Source organism: Neobacillus rhizosphaerae (assembly GCF_937468385.1).
Classification (GTDB): Bacteria; Bacillota; Bacilli; order Bacillales; family Cytobacillaceae; genus Neobacillus; species Neobacillus rhizosphaerae.
Window position 1 is genome coordinate 61,241 of the sequence record NZ_CALBWS010000020.1, and the last position, 24,529, is coordinate 85,769.

At 40.2% G+C, this 24,529-nt stretch carries 18 protein-coding genes; 17 read left to right on the forward strand and 1 reads right to left on the reverse strand.

What is annotated here, in order from left to right; translation table 11 throughout:
- The first annotated feature begins 145 nt into the window (after nt 1-145).
- The 14 genes from mglA (at nt 146) to ebgA (ending at nt 18,782) form a co-directional block, all read left to right on the forward strand.
- Nucleotides 146-1,651 (forward strand): galactose/methyl galactoside ABC transporter ATP-binding protein MglA, encoded by a 1,506-nt coding sequence (gene mglA / locus M5A78_RS15110; RefSeq protein WP_248736106.1) that lies wholly within the window; start codon nt 146-148, stop codon nt 1,649-1,651.
- A 12-nt stretch (nt 1,652-1,663) separates the two neighbouring features.
- Complete coding sequence (gene mglC / locus M5A78_RS15115) at nt 1,664-2,686, forward strand: galactose/methyl galactoside ABC transporter permease MglC (RefSeq protein ID WP_248736107.1); 1,023 nt, start codon at nt 1,664-1,666, stop codon at nt 2,684-2,686.
- A 675-nt stretch (nt 2,687-3,361) separates the two neighbouring features.
- On the forward strand, nt 3,362-4,624 hold the full coding sequence (gene hflX, locus M5A78_RS15120) for a GTPase HflX (protein ID WP_248736108.1): 1,263 nt from the start codon (nt 3,362-3,364) through the stop codon (nt 4,622-4,624).
- 104 nt (nt 4,625-4,728) lie between these two features.
- The gene (locus tag M5A78_RS15125) at nt 4,729-5,307 is read left to right on the forward strand and encodes a LemA family protein (RefSeq protein WP_406603705.1); all 579 of its coding nucleotides are present in this window, start codon (nt 4,729-4,731) and stop codon (nt 5,305-5,307) included.
- The gene (locus tag M5A78_RS15130) at nt 5,307-6,047 is read left to right on the forward strand and encodes a TPM domain-containing protein (protein ID WP_248736109.1); all 741 of its coding nucleotides are present in this window, start codon (nt 5,307-5,309) and stop codon (nt 6,045-6,047) included. Before M5A78_RS15125 ends, M5A78_RS15130 begins: the two co-directional genes overlap by 1 nt.
- A 162-nt stretch (nt 6,048-6,209) precedes the next feature.
- Nucleotides 6,210-6,359 (forward strand): hypothetical protein, encoded by a 150-nt coding sequence (locus M5A78_RS15135; RefSeq protein WP_248736110.1) that lies wholly within the window; start codon nt 6,210-6,212, stop codon nt 6,357-6,359.
- Between the two features lie 127 nt (nt 6,360-6,486).
- Entirely contained in the window at nt 6,487-8,175 is a 1,689-nt protein-coding gene (locus tag M5A78_RS15140; RefSeq protein WP_248736111.1) for a sensor histidine kinase, read from the forward strand.
- Nucleotides 8,153-9,298, forward strand: a complete 1,146-nt coding sequence (locus M5A78_RS15145; protein ID WP_248736112.1) for a response regulator transcription factor — start codon at nt 8,153-8,155, stop codon at nt 9,296-9,298. The genes M5A78_RS15140 and M5A78_RS15145 overlap by 23 nt, the downstream gene beginning before the upstream one ends.
- 133 nt (nt 9,299-9,431) lie before the next feature.
- Nucleotides 9,432-10,688, forward strand: a complete 1,257-nt coding sequence (locus M5A78_RS15150) for an ABC transporter substrate-binding protein (protein WP_248736113.1) — start codon at nt 9,432-9,434, stop codon at nt 10,686-10,688.
- 68 nt (nt 10,689-10,756) lie between these two features.
- Nucleotides 10,757-11,701 (forward strand): carbohydrate ABC transporter permease, encoded by a 945-nt coding sequence (locus tag M5A78_RS15155; RefSeq protein ID WP_248736114.1) that lies wholly within the window; start codon nt 10,757-10,759, stop codon nt 11,699-11,701.
- Nucleotides 11,702-11,725: 24 nt separating this feature from the next.
- Nucleotides 11,726-12,553 (forward strand): carbohydrate ABC transporter permease, encoded by an 828-nt coding sequence (locus M5A78_RS15160; RefSeq protein ID WP_248736115.1) that lies wholly within the window; start codon nt 11,726-11,728, stop codon nt 12,551-12,553.
- Between the two features lie 87 nt (nt 12,554-12,640).
- On the forward strand, nt 12,641-13,939 hold the full coding sequence (locus M5A78_RS15165) for an MFS transporter (protein ID WP_248736116.1): 1,299 nt from the start codon (nt 12,641-12,643) through the stop codon (nt 13,937-13,939).
- 15 nt (nt 13,940-13,954) lie between these two features.
- Nucleotides 13,955-15,685, forward strand: coding sequence for an amylo-alpha-1,6-glucosidase (locus tag M5A78_RS15170; protein ID WP_248736117.1), 1,731 nt, complete (start codon nt 13,955-13,957; stop codon nt 15,683-15,685).
- Between the two features lie 40 nt (nt 15,686-15,725).
- Nucleotides 15,726-18,782: a beta-galactosidase subunit alpha gene (ebgA, locus tag M5A78_RS15175; RefSeq protein ID WP_248736118.1), complete on the forward strand. Its 3,057-nt coding sequence runs from the start codon at nt 15,726-15,728 to the stop codon at nt 18,780-18,782.
- A 154-nt stretch (nt 18,783-18,936) separates the two neighbouring features.
- On the opposite strand, the gene M5A78_RS15180 is transcribed toward ebgA, so the two are convergent.
- Nucleotides 18,937-20,337: a sigma-54 interaction domain-containing protein gene (locus M5A78_RS15180; RefSeq protein ID WP_248736119.1), complete on the reverse strand. Its 1,401-nt coding sequence runs from the start codon at nt 20,335-20,337 to the stop codon at nt 18,937-18,939.
- Nucleotides 20,338-20,645: 308 nt separating this feature from the next.
- Here M5A78_RS15180 and M5A78_RS15185 point away from each other — a divergent pair, with 308 nt between their 5' ends.
- The 3 genes from M5A78_RS15185 to gcvPB are packed head-to-tail and all read left to right on the forward strand — an operon-like array spanning nt 20,646 to nt 24,453.
- Entirely contained in the window at nt 20,646-21,425 is a 780-nt protein-coding gene (locus M5A78_RS15185) for an SDR family NAD(P)-dependent oxidoreductase (RefSeq protein ID WP_248736120.1), read from the forward strand.
- Nucleotides 21,426-21,449: 24 nt separating this feature from the next.
- Nucleotides 21,450-22,889 (forward strand): aminomethyl-transferring glycine dehydrogenase subunit GcvPA, encoded by a 1,440-nt coding sequence (gene gcvPA, locus M5A78_RS15190; protein WP_248736121.1) that lies wholly within the window; start codon nt 21,450-21,452, stop codon nt 22,887-22,889.
- On the forward strand, nt 22,876-24,453 hold the full coding sequence (gene gcvPB / locus M5A78_RS15195; protein ID WP_248736122.1) for an aminomethyl-transferring glycine dehydrogenase subunit GcvPB: 1,578 nt from the start codon (nt 22,876-22,878) through the stop codon (nt 24,451-24,453). The genes gcvPA and gcvPB overlap by 14 nt, the downstream gene beginning before the upstream one ends.
- The last annotated feature ends 76 nt before the right edge of the window (nt 24,454-24,529 follow it).

Below are 24,529 nucleotides of genomic sequence, written 5' to 3' on the forward strand. Positions count from 1 at the left end.
TTTCCTTCGTTCGGGGCATGGCTTCAAGGTTGTACCCCCTTTGGAGCCGGACACCGTTCCAAATGGAAAGAAATTTTCCCATCAATATGAGGCGGTTTATCCATGTCTCATATTTTTTTAAATGGTAAAGCGAGGAGGTTCGCTCATGTCTGAAGCTAGTACAACCAATTTACTTGAAATGCAAAATATAACCAAACGATTTCCTGGTGTTATCGCTCTTAATAATGTTTCACTCAAAGTGAAGGCTGGTTCGGTACACGCCTTAATGGGTGAAAATGGCGCAGGGAAATCGACGTTAATGAAATGCTTGTTTGGTATTTATTCGATGGATGAAGGCAAAATTCTTTTTGAAGGAAAAGAAGTGGCCTTTACTAATTCGAAACAGGCGCTTGAAAACGGTGTTTCCATGGTGCATCAGGAACTGAACCAGGTTAGGCAGCAAAATGTTATGGATAATATTTGGCTGGGCCGTTATCCGAAAAAGAGTATTTTTATCGATGAAAAGAAAATGTATCAGGATACTGTCGCGATTTTTAAAAGTCTTGATATCAACGTGGATCCGCGAAGTAAGGTTAGTACGCTATCCGTTTCAGAAATGCAGATGGTGGAAATTGCTAAGGCAGTCTCTTATGGATCGAAAATTATCGTTATGGATGAACCAACTTCTTCCCTAACTGAGAATGAAGTAGACCATTTGTTCAAAATCATCAGAAGGCTCCAGAGTGAGAATGTAGCGATTATTTACATCTCCCACAAAATGGAGGAAATCCTGAAGATTTCTGACGAAGTGACGATCATGCGTGACGGTCAGTATATTGCGACGAAAAGTTCAAACGAGCTAACGACCGATGAAATCATCAAGCTAATGGTTGGACGTGACTTATCACAGCGATTTCCTGCTAAAGTCAACAAGCCGGAAGATATCATATTAAAAGTATCTGACTTGACGGCCGAGACACAGCCTTCTTTTTCAAATGTGAACTTTGAGCTTAGAAAAGGCGAAATCCTGGGCATTGCTGGCTTGGTTGGTTCAAAACGTACGGAAGTAGTAGAAGCATTATTTGGGATTAGAGCGTTAAAATCAGGAACGATTGAACTGAATGGCAAGGTGATAAAAAATCATTCGCCGCAGCAGGCCATCAAAAACGGCTTTGCGCTTGTTACCGAAGAAAGAAGATCAACGGGTATATTCCCAGATTTAAGTGTTAGTTTTAACTCTATTATTTCTAATATGAAGCAATATAAAACAAAAAGTGGGTTCTTATCTAATCGCAAAGTGGCCGACGATACCCAATGGGTGATTGAATCAATGCAGGTAAAAACACCTTCACAAAAAACGCTGATTGGAAGTCTGTCAGGTGGTAACCAACAGAAGGTTATTATTGGACGCTGGCTGCTGACAACACCGGATATTTTATTGCTTGACGAACCAACAAGGGGAATTGATGTTGGGGCGAAGTTCGAGATATATCAATTAATTAACCAATTAGCAGCGGACGGTAAAGGAATTATTATGATTTCTTCCGAAATGCCTGAACTGTTGGGTGTAACAGACCGAATCTTAGTAATGAGTAACGGAAGAGCAGCTGGAATCGTTGAAACTCGGGAAACATCTCAAGAAGAAATCATGCGATTAGCAGCTTTGTATTAGGAGGAGAGGCAAATGAATACACAGGCATCCAAAAAATCCAATGTTTCAAAATGGCTTGTTGATAATGTTATTTATGTAGTATTAATCCTGCTTGTTGTTGGGATTGTCATTGCTTCCCCAGACTTTTTATCGATGACGAATTTAATAAATATCCTAAGTCAATCATCGTCACGGATTATTATTGCCCTTGGGGTGGCGGGTATCTTAATTACGGCGGGTACTGACCTTTCAGCTGGACGGATGGTTGGACTTGCGGCGGTTATTTCTGCATCACTTTTACAAGCAACCGATTATGCTTATAAAATGTATCCCAATTTGCCAGACTTACCGCTATTTGTTCCGATATTAGTTGCGATGGCGGCAACAGGATTAATTGCTACATTAAATGGTATAGTTGTATCAAAATTACATGTGCCGCCTTTCATTGCCACATTAGGAATGATGATCGGTGTTTATGGTTTAACTTCTATTTACTTTGATCGGCCGCCATATGGTGCACAGCCAATCGGTGGATTAAGCGAAAAATTTACAAATTTTGCCCAACGTGGCATTCCAGTTGGCTCGTATGAAATTCCTTATCTCGTTATATATGCCATTATAACAACTGTTATTATTTGGGTGATTTGGAACAAAACACAGCTTGGTAAGAATATGTATGCGATTGGCGGTAACCCAGAAGCAGCAAAGGTTTCCGGTGTTAACGTTGCAAGAAACATTATTATTATTTACATGATTGCTGGGCTATTATATGGTTTCTCAGGTACCCTTGAAGCTGGTCGTGTCGGCAGTGCGACAAACAATACAGGAAACATGTACGAACTTGATGCCATTGCCGCCTGCGTTGTCGGTGGTGTTTCGTTGTCAGGTGGGATTGGAACTGTACCGGGAGTTGTAACCGGGGTTCTCATTTTTCAAATCATCAACTACGGGCTTGCCTTCCTTGGCGTAAGCCCATATATTCAATATATCGTCAAAGGCCTAATAATCGTCGTCGCAGTAGCCTTCGACATGCGTAAACACGCGAAGAAAAAATAAGATGTTAAAATAGGGTGTCAGGCACCACTCGTGGACATTTGTCCGCGTGGAGAGGACAAGGCGAATATGAGAAACCCCTTTTGGTAGTGGATTATTCATTATCAAAGGGGGTTTTTCTTGATTTGGAAAAATTCGAAAAAATCCATTGATTACCAAAAAATATATGTTATGATTATCGTAACTATAGCGAAATGGAGGTTTTCCCTGTGTATTTTTGCAGATTGCGATTCCAAACTTTGAACCGTTAATTGAATAACGTTCAAGTCTCTGCCTATTGTGCAGAGTAAATGGGATTGGTCTGCCGATTTTTAGGGAAACCTTTATTTTTACGGTATGTAAAAAAGAGGGACCGAGTCTATCCTCTTTTTTGCTGTCTTTAAAAATAAATGATTGATTTGTGAAATGCCTTTTTCACTTCTTTCGTTCTATAGAAAGGGTGTTAGGTATTTTCAACCGGAGCCCACAACCAAGCCAGATAAGGTTTATCCATTATCGGGTATTTTTAGCTATTTTCCATTTACTTTAGCACAGGCAGAAAAGTCTGTGTTTTTTTGTTCTTTTTTAAAGAAAGCTCGCTGAGTGGCGAGCCTTAAGGCGAAGCTTTCCTTTGTGCACTTATGCTTGATAGGAAAGTAATACATTCCTATCGCTAAAAAAGAATGGGGGATATTAACCATGAGAGAAAAACAAAAAGCGCTTTTAGTGGGTGTCAACATCAAGCATCAAGCTGACTTTTCCTATTCAATGAAGGAATTGGAAAATTTGGCTGCGGCTTGTCATATCGAGGCTGTTGCTGAGGTCACGCAAAATTTAAGCCGCATTAATAAAACTCATTATATCGGGACAGGAAAAATCGAAGAAACGCTCCAGCTTCTTGAGCAGACAAATGCTGATTTAGTCATTTTTAATGATGAGTTATCGGCCACGCAAATCCGGAATCTTGAGGAAGAGCTCGGAAGTAAAGTTATGGACCGGACGATGTTGATTTTAGATATATTCGCATCTCGGGCGAAAACGAGAGAGTCACAGCTCCAGGTGGAAGTGGCTCACCTCAAGTATATGCTCCCAAGGATTGTTGGTCAGCGGGAATCGTTAGGACGTCAAGGCGGGGGTGTTGGTTTAAAAAATAGAGGAGCCGGTGAAACCAAATTAGAACTCGATCGTAGAAAAATTGAAGAAAAAATCACTGCTTTGAATAAGGAATTAGAGGTGCTCGTCTCGCAGCGGGAAACACAGCGCAATCAACGCAAGAATAGCGGGGTCCCTCTTGTTTCCTTAGTCGGGTATACGAATGCAGGCAAATCAACAATTATGAATGTGATGCTACGAAGGTCTCATCAATCATTCAACAAACAAGTATTTGAGAAAGACATGTTATTCGCCACCCTTGATACATCCGTTAGAAAAATAAAACTGTCTAATCACCAGCCATTTTTGCTATCTGATACAGTTGGCTTTGTCGATAAACTCCCGCACCATCTCGTTAAAGCCTTCCGGTCGACGCTTGAGGAAGCAGCAACGGCCGATTTACTGATTCACGTCGTAGATTTTTCAAGTCCACATTATCAAAAACTAATCAACGTAACCAATCAAACGTTAAAAGAGATTGGAATTGATAATGTCCCTGTCATTTACGCTTATAATAAAGCGGATTTAGTCGATATGGAAATCCCAACACTGAAGGATGGAAGTCTGTATCTTTCGGCAAAACAAGAGGTCGGAATGAATGAGTTAGCCGCGATGATTAGCGAGCGGATTTTTAAAGATCAAATTCATTGTGATATGCTGATTCCTTTTGAACTGGGCCGGTTAGTTTCCTACCTTAACGAGAATGCTAATGTATTATCGACAAGCTACGATGATCATGGCACAAAGTTAACCGTGGAATGTAATTTGAATGATTTTGAGAAATATCAGCAGTATGTGATTGGCAGCTAAACCATACCGTTGATTTAAAACTTAGCAAGTGTTTGATTTATTGAGTTAAAAACGGAACAAATTTTTAAAGTGATATATACTATAGGTGAGAAAGGAGCGTGGTTATGTTGAAAAAAGGTTTAATTGGAATCGTAATTGTGATTGCTGTAGTTGTTGTTTTTGGCCTGATGCTTATGTCCAGCTATAACAACTTTGTCAGTTCCGAAGAAAATGTGAAACAGTCTTATGCACAGATTGAAAATCAGCTGCAAAGAAGGCTGGATTTAATTCCAAACTTAGTAAATACGGTGAAGGGCTATGCCTCCCATGAAAAAGAAGTAATTACCTCGATTTCTGATGCTCGTGCAAGACTTGCCGGGGCAAAAACGCCAGGAGAAGAGGCAACTGCGAACGCAGATCTATCGAATGCGTTAAGCCGTTTGCTCGTAGTGGTTGAAAATTATCCTAACTTAAAAGCAGATCGCCAGTTTGCTCAATTAATGGATGAGCTTGCCGGTACGGAAAACAGAATCGCTGTAGCTCGAAAAGACTACAATGATCAGGTTGCGCTTTATAACAAAAAAGTAAAGCAATTTCCAGGGGCGATAATAGCAAGAATGGCTGGGTTTAATGAAAAGGAATATTTTAAGGCTGATCCTAAAGCACAGCAAGTTCCACAGGTTGACTTTGGAGGCAATGGGTGATGAACGTGAGACGGGTCTTCAGCTTTCTTCTGGTGTTTTTCACCTTTTTTCTGTGTGCAGCAAATGCACTTGCTGAGGATGTTCAAATTCCTGCTCCGGTGGGAGACATTTATGTTCAAGATTTTGCCCAAGTGTTAAACGAAACTGAGAAAGCGGAGTTAATTAATTTAGGCAGAAACATCGAAGATCAAACAACAGCGCAGGTTGCCGTATTAATAGTCCCAACAATCGGAGACAAAACGATTGAGGAATTTTCAATTGATGCGTTTCGGAAATACGGTATCGGGAGTAAAAAGGAAAACAATGGAGTCTTGCTCGTATTATCGATGAAAGAACGTAAAGCAAGAATTGAAGTAGGATATGGGCTTGAGGGCAGAATTCCCGATGCTAAGGCTGGTCGGATCCTTGATGAATATGCCATTCCTTATCTGAAGAATCAACAACCGGATAAAGCGGTGGTTGAAACCTATAAGGTGCTGGCGAAAGAGGTCCTCGCTGAATATGGTGTAAAGAGTGCCGAGCAGACGCCACCAAAGGAAAAAGGGATTGGGATTCCTTCATGGTTGCTCATCATTATCGTTCTTGTCGTCGTGTTTCTTGACTTTAAGTTCTTCGGCGGAACGCTTACGTATCTTCTCCTATCCATTCTGTCCCGGGGTGGCGGCAGAGGAGGAGGCGGTGGTTCCCGCGGTGGTGGTGGCGGCTCATCAGGTGGCGGTGGTGCAAGCCGGGGCTGGTAAAGCAGGGATTTATCGTGTTAGGCATCGTTAAATAGGTAAATAAGTAGGTAGGATTACAAAGGGTGTCAGGCACCAAAGAAGTGTCCACTGGATATGGACAAATGTATTTCTGTGGTGCCTGACACCTATTTTATTAGCCCCTTGCGTAGACGCAGGGGGCTGGTGCCTTTTCACGAAGAAAATGCTACAGATGCTTCGTACGTCATTGCCCGAATGGTTCCCTTTAGCTTCTCTTCAGAAGGGATAACGTTATATGAATTGCCTGCTTGCACTCATGAATTGTCTCCGGTAAGCGGAGGGTGTGGCGGATAAATTAACTCGATTTGTCCACGGACAGTGCCTGACACCCGATGGTAATAAAATTATACTTTTCTTAATTATATGAATCGAGTATTGTTTTCATAAAGGGGATAAGCCAACTTGGGTGGGGGAACATAGGATGTTTATGCTTAATCTTAGTACACAAAAAAGACTGTTTATTATGTTTTTGGTAGTGGCGTTGATTCCGATGTTAACATTAGGGATTATTGCATATGAACAATCGGCGAAAGTGGTGAATGGAAAGCTATCAAACTATAATCATTTTGCTGGCGAAAAGATTAAAACACAGCTCGATCAAATATTGGAGGATATGTATTATAGCGCTGCTGAAATTCAACAATATTTAGCAGATAGCACATCCGTTAATTTACAGCATCAGGAGCCGCAAACGTATTCCGACTTCAAAGAAGCGAATAATTTAGAGCGGCTTTTGCAGGCTCATAAAAAGTCGAACATCCGCGGGATTTATGTCATTACATCGTCGGACTTTTACTACGGAGATTATGATTTTAATGTGAAACAATTTAAAAAACAGGATATCTGGAAGCGGACCTTTTGGAGTGGAGACTCGGAAATTGGTATTTACCAACCGTCCTATTATAAAAACAATACTTCCCATCATGTTCTTGGTTTAATCGTTCCATTGAAGTTCTCTTACGGTGTATTAAACAATAGTTATCTTTTAATCGAAACGGATATAGACGATTTATTCGATTTAATGAAGGTATTGGAGCAGGATCTCCATTCAAGAATCACGATTCGAAATGAAATAGGTCAACTGCTCTATCATACGAAAAGTGTCGAGGAAAATCGGAAGGACGACATTATTTGGATGGAACACACAAGAATCAATAATTGGGAATTTGAAATTCGCGTACCCCGAGAGGAGTTTTATCAATCTTCTCGAGTGATATTTAAAATGGTTTCGATCGGGATTTTGATTGCCTTTATACTTGCCCTGATGCTTTCCTATGTTTTTTCCAATCAGTTTACAAAAGGAATTTTGAAGTTGAAATTTGCCATTGATGAAGTGAGCCAGGGGATATTTGATGGAAAGTTGTCCGTCCATACAAAGGATGAAATTGGGAAACTTGGCTTGCACTTTAATCGGATGGTGGAAAAAATAAAACAATTAATGGAAGAAGTAAGGGAGAAAGAATCAACAAAGCGAGAAGCGGAAATGAAAGCGATTCATTACCAAATTAACCCGCACTTGCTTTTTAACACGCTGAATACCATTCAGTGGAAAGCTCGATTGGATGGGAATGAAGAGATTGGAAAAATGCTTTTACATTTAACGAAAGTTCTAGAAGGGAACTTAAATTTCAATATAGATTTGATTTCTTTAAAAGAAGAGTTACAGTCGATTCAGCATTTCTTTGCTATTCAAGAATTAAGGTATGGGCCCAACTTTCACGTGTCCTTGAAAATGAACGAGAAGCTTGAACGAGGGTTGATTCCAAGGATGACGTTACAGCCAATGCTCGAAAATATTTTTTTCCATGCTTTTGAGGATGGGACAGGAAATATTGACTTAGAGTTTACTGAGAACAATAGATATTTTCAGCTCGTCATAAAGGATAATGGGAAAGGAATACCCCAGGAAAAGCTAAAAACATTATTTACGAGGCCAAATGAGAAAGTACGGGGTGGAATCGGATTATACAATGTATATCAGAAGTTTTATATCCATTATGGGAAGGACTTTTTGATTAACACTGATTCAGTGGTTGGTAAAGGAACAACCATTTTAATAACTTGGCCAATAAGGTGGGTAGATCAATATGATGAAAATGGCAACCATTAAAGTATTAATTGTCGATGATGATACGATTGTTCGCCGAGGGTTAAGAGCAACAGTCGATTGGGAAAAGTTCGGGATGACCGTGGTCGCGGATGCCCCGAATGGAAAACGGGGTTGGGAGGAATTTTTGAACCATCAACCTGACATTGTCATTACCGATATCGTCATGCCAGAGGAGGGTGGACTAGAGTTTTCACGGAAAGTAAAAGCCCACGCACCCAAAACGAAAATTCTCTTGCTCAGTTGTCATAAGGATTTTGAGTATGCACAAGCAGGATTAAAGCTAGGAGCCTCTGGATATTTATTAAAAACGGTATTTGATGATCAAGAACTAAATCATTTTTTAACTACTTTTCAAAAAGAAATTCTGGAAACGCCGAAAAAAGTGGATACGGTTTTTCCTGGATTCCAGGAATGTTTTCTATTATGGCTTAGCGGGTATAAAAATGACTTCGAACAACGGTTAGAAGAGCTCTTCAGCGATAAATGGAAATGGATGAATGATCCGTATTTTGCCTATTTCGTTCAGAACATGCCTCCATCTGGTCAGGAGATTTTTCATCAGTCAACTAAATTTGTCGCTTTAACATTTGGAACAAATTTGACCTACTTCTTTATTGACGAGTCTTTTCATCAGGAATTTTTAGCCCATTTAACAGAAACAAGCGTGGCACATCCAGACTTAAATTGGATTCATGCAGGTCCGTTATCTGGAAAGGAAGAATGGATGAAATCAGTGAGGGGTTTCCATCATGCCCAACGAAAGGAAGGGCTCTTGCATCATTATCCAATGGTAATTCTCCAAGCAGTGGAGTATATCGTAAGAAATTTATCAAACCCTATGACAGTATCAGACATTGCTGAAGAAGTGGGAATGAGTAGGAGTCACTTAAGTACCTTATTTAAGAAAAAAATGGGTGATAGTGTCCATTCGTTTATCGAAAAGAAACGACTCCAGCTTTCCAAACAGTTATTAAATGGATCCAGCGTGAACATTCAAGAGATTGGTGAGCAGATTGGAATTCAAGATGCCAAATATTTTAGTAAGTGGTTTAAACGGTGTACTGGTTTTCCGCCATCCTATTATCGAATCCAACAAAAAGACGACGATCAGCTAACAAAATGACGATAAAAAATAAAAGTAAGGTAAAAATACACGAAATCTAAAACAAATAGAAGTGTTTAACCGCTTTCATACAAGCTAAAATGAAAGCGGTTAAATTTTTAATAATAAGAAAATTGACGAAAAGAGGGGTCCTATGAAGAAAAAGAAAATGTGGTTTTCGCTGCTTTTAGCAGTAGTTGTCATCATAATGAGTGCATGTAGCTCAAATAATACATCCGGAGATGGGAAAAAGGATGGAAAAACCGTATTACGCTTTGCCACTTGGGATACAGGGGACACATTGAAAATCCAGCAGGATATTGCTAAAGCCTTTGAAAAAGAAAATAAAGATGTAAAAGTGCAGGTTGAGGCTTACGGAGATGGATTTGATCAAAAGATCGCCGCCTCATTCGGAGCAAAAAATCCCCCTGATGTTATGTATATGTGGGACTTTACTACTTATAATCAATCACTTGAACCATTGGACGGATATGTAAAGAAAGATCCTGATATTAAAATGGACGATTTTTATGATGGTTTGTTTAACTATTCAAAAGTGGACGGAAAACTATATGGAATGCCTGCAGGTTTTTCGACCATGGTCGTGTATTACAATAAAAAGCTTTTTGATCAATACCAGATTCCTTATCCAAAAGAAGGTTGGACATGGGATGAATTTAAAGAGACTGCAAAGAAGTTAACGGATAAAAGCAAAAAACAATATGGGTTTGCTGTAACGTCTGAGCCTGATACGTATGATTTACAAGGTTTGGTTTGGAGTAATGGTGGAAGCTTTATCAGTGATGACGGAAAGAAAATTGATGGGGCAATGAATAGTCCTGAAACGGTTGAAGCGATTCAAATGTATGGCGATATGGTGAAAGACGGAATCGCTGTTTCAACGGGTGGCAAAAATCAACAAAGTGCTAGTGCTATTTTCAAAGCCAACAAACTTGGAATGCTAATAAATGGGATTTGGCCAATTCAAGGCTATAAAGATGCAAAAGTTGATTTCGGAACAGCCATGATTCCTTCATTTGGTTCCAAGCCTGTTAAAGGATTAATCTCATCATCGTCAATTTCCATTGCTAAGGATTCAAAGCAAAAGGACTTAGCATGGAAGTTTGTGAAATTTTACTCTTCTGAACAAGCAATCAAGATGAGAACAGCAGATTTGCCTGTCCGTAAGAGTATTGTCGAAGAAACGAAAGTTAACGAAGATCCATTATATAAGCCATTTTATACAATGTTAGAAAATGCCACAAACACACCTGCGTTTTTAATGAATAGAAATTGGAATGAAATAAATCGTAACCTGTCTGCTGCCATTAATGCTGTCATGATTGGACAAGATGGGAAGCCATTGTTTGATAAAGCAGTGAAAGATTCCGAGAAATATTTAGCTAAATAGAAAGGTGTTAGGGCTCTACATTCAATAGTGGTGTAGGGCCTTTAGAAAAATGGCAGGAGGAGGTATTTATGAAATCGGGCTTAAGCGTTAATCTAGCACCTTCATCACTCCAAATTAAGAGGAAAAAACAATGGAGTAAACTTATTCCTTATTTATTTGTCTCACCGTGGATCATTGGTTTTGTCGTATTCACACTTGGACCGTTACTGTTTTCATTTGTTATTAGTTTTTTTGATTGGCCGATTGTGGGAGAGAAGAAATTTATTGGATTTTCCAACTATATCACCATGTTTACTGATGACCCACTGTTTTGGCATTCCTTATGGGTCACTGTGAAGTTTGCTCTTTTTTTTGTTCCATTAAACATTATTCTTGCTTTATTGCTTGCAATTTTATTACACCAAAAGGTAAAGGGAAGCTCCCTGTTCCGAACGTTTTTCTATGTTCCCTCTGTCATTTCCGGTGTTGCTTTAGCGATGATCTGGGGAAGTGTTTTCGATGGAGAATACGGAATATTGAACTACTTACTTTCCTTAATTGGAATTGACGGGCCAGATTGGTTAAATAGTATGAACTGGGCGCTTGTTGCGATGGTCATTGCCAGTTTATGGGGTCAAGGAACCATGATGCTGATCTTTTTAGCAGGATTGAAAAATATTCCCCTAGATTTATACGAGGCAGCGGAAATTGATGGGGCGGGGAAAATTTATCAGTTCTTCAAAATTACTGTGCCATTATTATCACCCACCATTCTTTTTAATTTGATTATGACGATTATCGGTGCGTTTCAAACGCTGACTTTAGCGCTCGTATTAACGGGCGGAGGACCACTTCAGTCGACGTATTTTTATGCGATGTATGTATACGAAAATGCTTTTAAGTATTTCAAAATGGGTTATTCATCTGCAAATGCATGGATTATGTTCCTTATTGTATTAGCCCTAACCATGCTTGTATTCAAATCGTCCAGTATGTGGGTATATTACGAAAATGAAGTGAAAAGTGAAAAATAAAAGAGAAATGGAGGTGCCCATCGAATGAAAGGTAAAAAGAGGTTACAAAAAAGTTTTGTGTATGGCTTGCTAATTGCCCTATCGCTTTTATTTCTCTTGCCATTTTTTTGGATGGTTATGACATCACTAAAAGGGCCAGAAGAGCTTAGTCAATTTCCGCCAAAACTTTTTCCTTCTAAATGGCATTTCGAAAACTTTTCAAAGGCATGGAACAGTCAGCCATTTAATCTTTTCTTAGTTAATAGTTTGATCGTAACGGCGCTTACGACAATTGGACAAATCATTTCCTCTACTCTCGTTGCTTATGGGTTTGCCCGGTTTAAATTTAAAGGGCGTGATTTCCTATTTATTATTTTGCTCGCGACAATGATGATCCCGTGGGATGTAACAATGATTCCACAATATATGGAATTTAATTTATTTGGCTGGATTAATACGTTGAAGGCATTAATCGTTCCTTCGTGGTTCGGTTCCGCCTTTTATATCTTCTTATTGCGTCAATTCATCATGTCGATTCCGAAAGAATTGGATGAAGCGGCAAGAATAGACGGAGCAAATGTGTTCCAAATTTATTATAAAATTTATTTACCATTAGTATGGCCAGTGATTGTTTTAATTGCCGTATTCAATATATTAGGAAGCTGGAATGACTATTTAGGACCATTGATTTTCTTAAATGACCAAAGTAAATATACGTTGACCCTCGGTTTGGCACAATTCAAAGGTGTTCATGATGTAGATACGAATGGGATTATGGCCGTAACTTTCTTAATTAGTATTGTTCCTCTTATATTGTTCTTCTTGGCACAAAAGAAAATTGTCGAAGGTGTGCAAACAACAGGTTTGAAATAATCATAGCGAATGGGTGAATTTAGGTTCATCCATTTAGTTTTATGTTGAGGATTAAAACCCGCATCTTTTTGAAAGGTTGAAACATCTATGATACAGTCATTACCATTTCTATCTTTGCCGTCAGGTGTGAAGCGTTTTTTGGCCACTGAAGCACTGTACGGGCTGAGCATAGGAATGTTTACCTTGATCTTGAATCTTCATTTTATTGAAATGGGTATTTCCGAAAAGCAAATTGGCTTTATCACATCAATGGGGATTTTAGTAATGGGGATTTTTGCGATACCTGTGAGTATCTTGGCTAAAAAAACCGGTCGAAAAAAGCTGCTGGTTTCAGGGATTGCGAGCATTGCCATTGGATGCAGCGTTTTTGCGTTTGCGGAAAGCTTTGTGTTCTTTTTTTTGGCTCAATTTATCGTATCTATTGGTCTGACCCTCGTGGAAACGACGGAAATACAGCTGTTGTTCCATTATAGCCGTTCAAAGAGGGAAGAAACTCAGGCGTACAGCTTTTTATTCGCTGTCTTTACCGCCTTTAACGGTGCGGGAACATTGCTTGGGGGTTTTTTGCCAAATTGGATTGAGCTTTCTGGGAGGGGCTACCACAACACATTAATAGCCACCTCGATTTTATTTCTATTATTAGCATGTGTAAGGGGAGGCCTGCTGCCGTCTGAGAAGCGGAGGGAAACTTTACGTCTGACGGATAGGGAACAGAAAGAGGGAACTAGACCTGAACGGAAGGAGCTTTCTCAAACAAAAGGCAAGCTATCCCGTAAACTGTCGCAAAAATTACTGTTTTTTGCGGTATTCGCCCTAATTACAGGCGGAGCGGTATCCTGCTTGCAGCCTTATTTAAATTTATTTATCAAGTTTCGCTTTGATTTCTCGAATGAGGCTGTGTCAATCCTGCTTGCTTTAAATGGCCTGGCATTGTTTATTGGTTCCGTCTTTTCGCCGGCACTGATAGACCGTTTCGGCACGAAAAAGACGTTTTTCTACATTTATTTTGTAAATATGATTCTCTGTTTTATTTTATTTCTGAACCTTCCAGCCTTTTTCTTTTCGGGCCTTTTACTCATAAGAGGCGGGGTTTTTACGATGCTGACAAACCTGGTTGACAGCTTGTCGATGTCCTCGTTCAAGGATGAAGAACGCGATTTGTATGCCGGGACGAGAGCGGTGTTCCGCAGCATTGGTTCCGCATTCGCAGCCTTCATGATTGGTGCGATCTTAGCTGGTAAAAACTATACGCTTCCATTTTTGCTGGCTAGCTTGCTCCTCCTCCTCGGATATGTTTATTTTGCCTATGTAATCAGACCGAAATTTTTCGAAACGGATCAGGAATTTCGAACAAGTAGTCAAGGTGAGATGACAAATGAATGTTGAAAGAGAAGTGATCTTATGTTTGATATAAAAAAAATCCCCTTCAGTCGTTACGGTTCTTTTATTACGATTTCACCCAATCATCAAAAGGACGGCGATGGTGCGCTTTACATTCGTAACATCCGGAACGGGGATAACGATTTTGGTGCGGTGTTTCGGATTGATCTCATTAGTGAGGGGAAATCTCTGCCCTATAATTCGGTATTAAGTCCGAGCATTCTCCGGCTTGAAGCTGAAGAAGGGTTTGTAGAATTTTGTATAGGAGAAGCTCGTGTTTTACAAATAAGAAGCCAGGGAGTAGGGGTGAGGCTGACGGGTATTACCGGTGCTTATGATTACGCTGTTCCTGTAGAAGAGAAGCGCTGGGAGGTCAATCATTCGCTTCAGGAAATGCGCTATATGCTTACGGCTGTAAAAGGGCGGATTGAAATGGATGCCCCTTTCAACGAACAGCGCTGTGAGAAAATCATTGCTGATTTTCTACCAGAGTCACAGCTTTCGGAAATGGAATGTGTATTGGAAGAGTTTACTACCGTTTATCAAACCCGTTCCTATGCTACTTTTTCAGAAGGACATGAAATCGTTAAAAAAGAATACGAGTCGTGGTATGAGCACACACTTGAGACTCCTAAAGAGTTTACTAGAGGGAAAGAACTGGCTTCCTATATTACGTGGTCCTGCGTCGTTTCTCCTGAAGGAAAACTATCAAGGCCAGCCATGTACATGTCGAAAAACTGGATGACAAACATTTGGAGTTGGGACCACTGCTTCAATGCTATCGCGTTAGCAAAAAATTCTCCAGAACTAGCGTGGGATCAGTTTATGATCTTTTTTGATGCGCAGGATGAGTCGGGAATGCTGCCAGACTTCATCAATAACAGGTTCGCATTATGGAACTTCACGAAACCGCCCATCCATGGCTGGACGCTTAGACGTTTGTGGGAGCAAAACGAATTTGTTACCGTGGATAAATTGCAAGAGGTTTATCAGCCGCTGGTGAAATGGACGAAATGGTGGCTGACATTCCAGGACAGCGACGATGATGGGATTCCGCAATACAATCACGGAAATGACAGCGGCTGGGATAATAGCACGATTTTTCACAAAGGAACTCCTGTTGAAAGTCCGGATCTATCCTCGTTCTTAGTGCTGCAAATGGAAGTATTGTCGGAAATAGCCTGTAAGCTTGGGAAAAAAGATGAGGCAACAAAATGGATGCAGGAATCTCAAGCATTGTTAACGAGAATGATTGACCATTTTTGGAATGGCGAGCGATTTGTCGCTAAACGTTCCGGCACCCATGAGGTCATTGAATCAGATAGTTTAGTAGTATATGTTCCTCTGATTCTCGGAAACAGGCTGCCTGCTGAAATATTGGAGAAATTAGTTGAGGGTATTACGCATAAGGGCTTTTTAACAGAATATGGCCTGGCAACGGAACTCCCGGACAGCCCATATTACCGGGAGGATGGCTATTGGCGGGGGCCGATATGGGCACCAACCACCATGCTGCTCACTGATGGTTTGCTCGAGTCAGGCGAAAAGGAATTAGCCCTTGAGGTTGCCCGTAAATTCTGTTCGATGGCTTCGAAATCAGGCATGGCCGAAAACTATAATGCTCTGACTGGAGAGGGACTACGTGACCCGGCATTTACCTGGACATCCAGTGTATTCCTCATTCTTGGTCAGCTTCTTGTTGCTGAGAACGAGGTAATGATTGAAGAACAAGACAGTCGGCAAGGTCTCTAAGTTACCGAATGAATAAAAACATAACCGATTGCGAGGGTGAATGATGAAAAAATTGAAAAGATGGGAAGACATTCATACAGATGGAATTAACCGCTTGAGTGCCCGTGCTCATTATATCAGCTATCCATCTCGGGTGGCGGCAGAAAAGGAAGAAGCGAGCAATGCTCACTTCTTCAAAAACCTTAATGGAACGTGGAAATTTACTTTCCTCGAAGCACCAGAATATTGGCCAAATGGGTTTTATCAAGATGATTTAGATACAAAGGATTGGGATGATATTACGGTTCCTGGGAACTGGCAGCTGCAGGGTTATGGGAAGATGCATTATTCCGATTTGTGGTATAACTTCCCGATTATCCCGCCTCGTGTACCAACGGAAAACCCAACAGGCATTTATCGTCGTGAGTTTGAGTTAGAGAGAAACCTTGATGGCGAACAATTAATAATTAGTTTTAATGGTGTTGATTCAGCCTATGAAGTGTATGTAAACGGAGAGTTTGCAGGCTATAGTAAAGGCGCCCGTATTCAAGCTGAATTTGATATTACAAGCCTATGTCGCCAAGGTTCAAACACCTTAACTGTCCGTGTGTTCCAGTGGTCGGACGGCACCTATTTAGAAGATCAGGATATGTGGTGGCTAAGTGGGATTTTTCGAGATGTTGAACTCTATACGAGACCGACAGCTGGCCTCTATGATTATACCGTAAACACGGAGCTGGATAGTGACTATCAGAATGCAATACTATCGGTTTCAGTTAAGCTCACAGAGCAGCGCGGACAAACGATTGTTTATGAATTAGTCGCTCCGGACGGCGAGAGAGTTTTTAGCGAGGAAAAACAGGCAGACGAAACTTTTAGCAAATATGTAGCCGCACCATTGAAATGGAGTGCGGAAGAGCCAAATTTATATCATCTTTATATGACAGTTATGGAAGCTGGAAAAATTGTAGAGGTCATTCAACAGTATGTCGGCTTCCGCTCAATCGTTATGGCTGGTGACACCTTTCTTGTAAATGGAGTCGCGATTAAATTGAAGGGTGTAAACCGTCATGACTACAACCCTAAGACGGGGCGTGTGGTGACGAAAGCGGAAATTGAGCGCGATATTAAGACGATGAAGCAAAACAATATTAACGCTATCCGTACAGCTCATTATCCAAACTCTCATTTTCTTTATGATCTTTGTGATCAATACGGGATGTATGTGATAGATGAAACGGATTTAGAATGTCATGGCTTTGAGCTGACAGAAAAATATAATTGGATCAGCGATGATCCTGCCTGGGAAACGGCTTATGTCTCACGTCTTGAACGGATGATTGAGCGAGATAAAAACCATCCATGTATTCTCATGTGGTCGCTTGGAAATGAATCGGCCTTTGGTCATAACCTCCGCGCGATGGCCAAACGAGCGAAGGAAATGGATCCGACCCGTCTTGTTCATTATGAAGGAGATCGCGCGGCAGAGGTAACAGATGTGTACAGCACAATGTATACGTGGCTCGAGCGTCACGACGACCGGCTAACGATGGATAAAATAATTGAAAAAGCAAAAAAGCCACATATTCTTTGTGAGTATGCCCATGCGATGGGAAATGGACCTGGCAATCTAAAAGAATATCAAGATTTATTTTACAAGTATGATAAGCTTCAAGGCGGTTTCATTTGGGAATGGTTTGATCATGGGATCGAAACGGTTTCGGAGGATGGAACTGTGTACTACCGGTATGGCGGAGATTTTGGCGACGATCCTACGAATGGAAACTTCTGTATCGATGGGTTAATGATGCCTGATGGTACACCGTCACCAAGTTTATTTGAATACAAGAAGGTTATTGAGCCGGTTCAAACGGAATGTATTGATTTGGAAAAGGGGATTTTCCGACTTATAAATCGCTATGATTTCCTCTCATTAGATCATTTAGCGTTAACATGTTCATTGTTTGAGGATGACAAACTACTGGAGTCCTTTACGGTTGAACTTCCGAAGCTTGTGGGACGTGAAACAGCAGAGCTTCAGCTGCCAATAGGACAAGATATCGAGAAAGTTAGTGGTGCTAATTATTATTTCGTGTTCTCTTATACACTAAAACAAAATACACCATGGGCTGCAAAAGGTCATGAGTTAGCGAATGCTTCCTTTGTACTCCCGGGTAAAGAGAAATTGCCAAAAGTACATGTTGATGGCGATCTGCAAGTAACAAAAGAAGGTGCCTTGTTAAGTGTTAGTGGCAAGGATTTTACCGTAACCTTTGATTGTGTCAAAGGGGCTATAAAAGAAGTAACCCGTAACGGTAAGATTCAAATTGAGAAGGGGCCGCAGTTCAATTTCTGGCGTGCGCCGATTGATAATGATATGTACTATGTGACTGATTATCGAACAAAATATTTCATGCATTTAGGACATGAGATTGTAGAAGATGTTCGCTACGAGTTGAAAGAGGGAGTGTTTGAATGGCATACAGATGCATTGTACGGCACAACAAACAGCTCTTGGTATTTTCAGCTTCAGTATCATTACAGCATCTATCCTGACGGTGACATTGTCTGTAAGATTGACGGAGTGGCATCAGGCATGAAGGAAAACGCGCCTATAATGGTTCCGCGTCTTGGTCTACACCTGCAATTAAACAAAGATTTTGACCAAACACAGTGGCGCGGCAGAGGCCCCGGAGAAAGCTATGTTGATTCTAAACAAGCGAATCACTTAGGTGTGTACAGAAAAACGGTTGATGAATTGTTCACGAACTATGTGAAACCGCAAGAAAACGGCAACCGTTCCGATTGTGATTGGGTCAGCTTTACGGATCACGATAAGAATGGCCTTATTTTTATCGCCAATGATACGTTTGATTTTAGTGCATCACACTATGAAGTCAGCGATCTTGAACTGGCGAAGCATACTGTTGATTTGAAACCGCGTGACTACGTTGTTTTAAATCTGGATTACAAACAAAATGGTCTCGGCAGCAACTCCTGCGGACAAGACCAACTAGAAAAATACCGTTGTAAATTCGAAGACTTCACCCTATCATTCAGGATTTCGCCATTCAACAGCGAAAAAACAACAGCAGTAGAGCTGGGCCGCGAAAAATAAGGTGTAAAAAAAAGTGTCAGGCACCACTCGTAGACATTTGTGCGCGTGGGGGTGGACAGTTGATTTTGTTAGATGGTGGATGATGTTATTTTCATCGATAGAAAAAAGCGAGGGGCACATTTAAATGCTCTTCGCTTTTTTATGGTTTAGAAACTTAAGACCTAATTTGGAGTTTTTCTATTTTTCGATATAATGTGCGGATGCTAATACCTAGGTCTTTTGCTGCCATTTGTTTTCCATTATGGCTATTACCGTAGTGCTGCAACTTTCGGAGAATTACCTCTCTTTCGGCTTCGACTAGTGCCGGCTCCTCTTCATGCGCTGCTTGTTGAATGTTAAGTCGTTTATTCAAAAGATATGGGGGGAGCGAGTTTATTGTTAAGACGGTTTCAGTTTCTAAATTCATACTATATTCAATTACATTTTCAAGCTCACGTAAATTTCCTGGCCAGTGGTAGGAAGTTAATATATCCATGTACTCTTCAGTAAAGGAATGGATATACTTACCTGTTCGTTCCTGTAATTTTTCCATAAAATTCACTACTAATAATTCTACGTCCTCCATCCGTTCTCTTAATGGTGGAATCGTAATTGGAATGACATTCAATCGATAAAATAAATCGGAGCGAAATAACTTTTCATTCATTAATTCTTCAAACGACTGATTCGTTGCTGCAATCAGACGGACATTGATCTTCTTTGAAGATGTTCCTCCAAGACGCTGAATGATTCCATCCTGCAATACTTTCAATAGTTTTGGCTGTAAATTAATAGGCAAATCAGCGATTTCATCTAAAAATAATGTTCCATTATCCGCTAGTTCGAAATAGCCTTGTTTTCCTTTTCTTCTCGCATTCGTAAAAGCACCTTCTTCATATCCAAATAATTCACTTTCAAATAAATTCTCTGGAATGGTAGCGCAGTTTAATTCGACAAATGCTCCCTTACTGACAAGACTGTGCTGATGGATATACTGAGCTAACAAACTTTTTCCAGTACCAGTTTCCCCTGTAATTAAAACGGAAGAAGTACTATTTCTAATGCTCTTGATTAGGTTTTGGATTTGAATAAATGACTGGCTATTCCCAAAAATGTAGTTTGTGCTTACTTGAGTATTATTTTCATTTACCTTGAAATCGTCAATATCTCGTAAAATTGAAATAATGATTTCTTTCAAACGAGAGAGCCATTCCACATAGTACTCTTTGTTTTCTATAAGTATTTTCTCGTTTTCCTGAGAGAAGCTAACAAATGATAAATAGCCATATTTTTTTCCGTTAATAATCATATCTTGAACAAGCTCCGCTTTAGAAGGGCAGTTATTTATAAAATGACAGCCCTCACACGTATTCATCTTTCCAGGGTGATGTAGAAACGTAATGTGATGCCCATACAATGAATTAAAAAAAGGAACATATACCTTCTTTCCTTTCCGGCGTACATATTCCTCGGTTGCGGCTATTAGTTTTCCTTCGGGATTAAAACAAGCAATATCAACGTGAAGTAGCCTTGAAAAAGCTTGGATAACTTTTGAAATCGAATTGAGTAGCAGCAAATTATAATCCCCCCACTTAATTTGATCGTATCTTATTTCAAAACTGTTACTTAAATTTTATTTTTTCAATTTCGAATAGTCAATTAAATTATTCGAAGTTGTGTAATAATTGACAATTAATGTGTCATTTTTGACACGTTTTCAAGGAAAGATATCAACTATTAGATAAATAATCGTCATCTTTCCTTTATATTTAAATAAGTCATAAAATTGGCACAATAATTGCAAGTGATAGATTGTAAGTTAACAAAAGAGAAAAATAGTAATTTTTTAAAAAAATAAAGAGATATGAAAGGTTGGTGTTTACATTGAATTATGAAGAATTAATAGGAATAAACAATAAAGTTGTTGCGATTACAGGTGCTGCTTCTGGTATTGGTTTAGCAACAGCCGAATTGTTTGCGGAAGCAGGTGCCAATGTAGCGCTGATAGACATTAATGAAGAGCGAGGAAACAGTCTCGCGAACGAGATGAATGACAAGGGCTGGAAAGCAGTATTTTTTAGCTGTGATGTCACTTCATCCATGGATTGTGAAAGAACAGCAAATGAAATAGAAATGGAATTTGGAAGAATCGACGTTTTATTTAATAATGCAGGGGTTATTCGCAGAAAAACAGTCGTTGACCACACGGAAGAGGATTGGGATTTAGTTCTCAATGTTTCGTTAAAAGGTGCCTTTTTATTATCAAAATATATCATCCCCATAATGGCTAAAAACGGCGGAGGGAGTATTGTCAATACAGGCTCCGGTTGGGGGTTAAAAGGTGGAGATGTAGCAGCCTCCTATTGTGCAGCAAAAGCGGGTGTAGTCAATTTAACGAAAGCGATGGCAATCGATCATGGCAAACAGAATATTCGTGTCAATTGCATATGTCCAGGTGACACAGATACACCTTTATTACGAGATGAAGCAAAGCAATTGCAATTTGACGAAGAATCGTTTCTTGCTTCTTCAGCAGTAGGTCGGCCACTTGAAAGGATTGGAACGCCTCGAGATATTGCAAAAGGTGTGTTGTTCCTAGCAAGTGATATGGCGTCTTGGGTCACGGGCACGGTGTTAACAGTAGACGGTGGAGGTTTAGCCTAAAACTAGTTTGGAGGAGAAAAAGTGATGAACAATCAAAAGAAAGCAGCCCATCCATATATTCCGAATACAGTTCCAGAAGTACAGGAGGAAATGTTAAGAGAGATTGGTGCAAAAACGATTGATGAGCTTTTCGATGGAATACCGGAAGAATTGCATTATAAGAAGGATATGAATATTCCAAAGGCATTATCAGAATATGAGCTTAGTAGATATATAGAAGGAATTTTAAATAAAAACATCAATACGAAAGAATACTTAAATTTTTTAGGGGCAGGTTGTTGGAACCATTATGTTCCGGCTGTTTGCGACGAAGTGAATCAGCGGGCAGAATTTTTAACGGCATATGCTGGAGATCCATATGAAGATCATGGCAGATATCAAGCATTATTTGAGTACCAAAGTTTGATGGCGGAATTAGTAGATATGGATGTTGTCAACGTACCTACATTTGATTGGGCACAAGCAGCAGCAACCTCAATACGAATGGCAAGTCGGATTACGGGCCGAAAAGAAGTGCTACTTCCGAAAACTATTTCACCTGACCGTTTGAAAATAATTAAAAATTACTGTTCACCGCAAATTGAATGCGTTTTCATTGACTATGAAGAGGATTCTGGGCAAATCAATTTGAACGATCTTGAAGATAAGTTGTCATCCAATACAGCGGCCGTTTATTTTGAAAACCCTTCCTATTTGGGCTTTATTGAAACAAAGGGTCAAAAGATTAGTAAACTAGCAAAAAGTTTTGAGGCGATAACAATCGTAGGAGTTGATCCGAGTTCCTTAGGTGTACTCGCTCCTCCAAGCCATTATGGAGCTGATATAGTTTGTGGAGATTTACAGCCTCTTGGCATGCATATGAATTATGGCGGAGGTCAGTCCGGATTTATCGCTACACACGATGATCTAACCTTTATCCAAGAATATCCTTCACGGCTTTTTGGGATTGCCCCTACAGTTGTCAAAGGAGAGTACGGTTTCGGAGATGTACTCTACGACCGAACATCTTTCGCGTTAAGAGAGAAAGGGAAAGAATCGGTAGGAACACAAACAGCATTATGGGGAATTACAGCAGGCGTATATCTTTCATTGCTAGGCCCAACGGGAATGTATGAGCTTGGTAAATCAATCATGCAAAAATCACAATATGCAATGGGGCAGCTAGGAAACATTCCGAACGTAGTGGCATCGCGATTCGAATCAACGAATTTCAAAGAGTTCGTAGTGGACTTTTCCCATACAGGGAAATCGGTCAAGGAAGTTAATCAATATCTATTAGACAATGGAATTTTTGGGGGCAAAGACTTATCAGAAGAGTTTCCGGAATTAGGCCAGTGCTCATTATTCTGTATAACAGAAATTCATTCAAAAGAAGATATCGATCGGTTAGTTCGTACCATTCAGGAATGTATCGATTCAATTAGTAGTAAGGAAGAAAGGGATGGTGTACATGCAAAAAATTAATAGGGATCATAAAGTGAGAAATTATCACCAGGCAAAATGGGATGAGCCTATTATTTTTGAACTCCATAAAATCGGTGAACGAGGTGTCACACTTCCCGCTACGGAAGAAGAGATTACCAATAATGTAGGGGATGGAGTTTCTGCCATTCCATTGGAAATGCTTAGAAAAACGAAACCGAATTTACCGGAAATCTCCCAAAATAGAGTGTTACGTCATTATTTACGACTGTCACAAGAAACATTAGGAGCGGCCTTTAACGTAGAAATTGGCCAAGGAACATGTACCATGAAATACTCTCCTAAAATTAATGAAGCATTTGCCTCATCACCGAAAATGTCTGAGCTTCATCCTTTACAAGATGAAAGTACAGTCCAAGGAATGCTAGAAGTCATGTACAAATTGGATTTATGCATGAGAGAGATTTCGGGGATGGACTACTTTACTTTTCAACCAGGAAGCGGAACACAATCATTATTTACGATGGCTTCTATTGTTCGTGCTTATCACGAGGCGAATGGTGAAGGTGAACAGCGGGATGAGATCATAACGACAATTTTTTCCCATCCGTCTCAAGCGGCAACTGCTGCAGTAAAGGGGTATAAAATTATTACGTTATACCCAGATAAAGATGGCTTTCCAGATATTGAGAAGCTAAAAGCTGCCGTTTCCGAAAGAACTGCCGGATTTGTCGTGGCCAATCCAGAAGATACAGGAATCTATAACCCAAGAATTAAGGAGTTTACAAAAATCGTCCATGATGCTGGAGGGATTTGCAATTATGACCAAGCGAATGCCAACGGTTTACTAGGCATCACAAGAGCAAAAGAGGCAGGCTTCGATATGTGCTTCTTTAACCTTCATAAAACATTCTCAACACCGCATGCATGTGGCGGACCTGCAACTGGAGCATTGGGCGTCGTCGACAAGTTAATGGAATTTATGCCAGGACCACTTGTTGAAAAACAAGGTGAGAAATATATTCTGAATGATCGCTTGAAACATAGCATTGGAAAAGTACGTTCCTTTCAAGGTGTTCCCCAAACCGTGCTACGTGCCTATGCTTGGATCAGAGCCCTCGGTGCAGAAGGTCTTAAGGATGTAGCGAGAGTTGCCGTGTTAAATAACAATTATTTATACCATAAAATACTAAATATTCACGGTGCCGATGCTCCTTATATTAAAGGGAAAAGACTTGAGCAGGTTCGGTATAGCTGGGAGAAATTAACAAAGGATACGGGTGTAACTACAGAGGATATTTCCCACCGAATGGCTGATTTTGCCCATCATTATTGGTCCAGTCATCATCCATTTGTAGTACCTGAGCCATTTACGTTGGAGCCGACGGAATCACTTTCAAAAGCTGATTTAGATGAATACATTGCTTCACTAACACATATTGCAAATGAAGCGTACACAAATCCTGAGATCGTCCAAAATGCGCCACATAATAGCACGATTCATCGAGTGGATGAGCAAGATTATTTTGAAAATCCGGAAAAATGGTGCATTACATGGCGGTCATATTTGAAAAAAACGAATAAAACGGAAACCATAAATTCTTAGTTTGGGTCCTGCGGTGTTGCCCATTTATCGCTTTAGAGTGTAATGAACAACTCTCCCGTCAACAGCAGGCATGAAC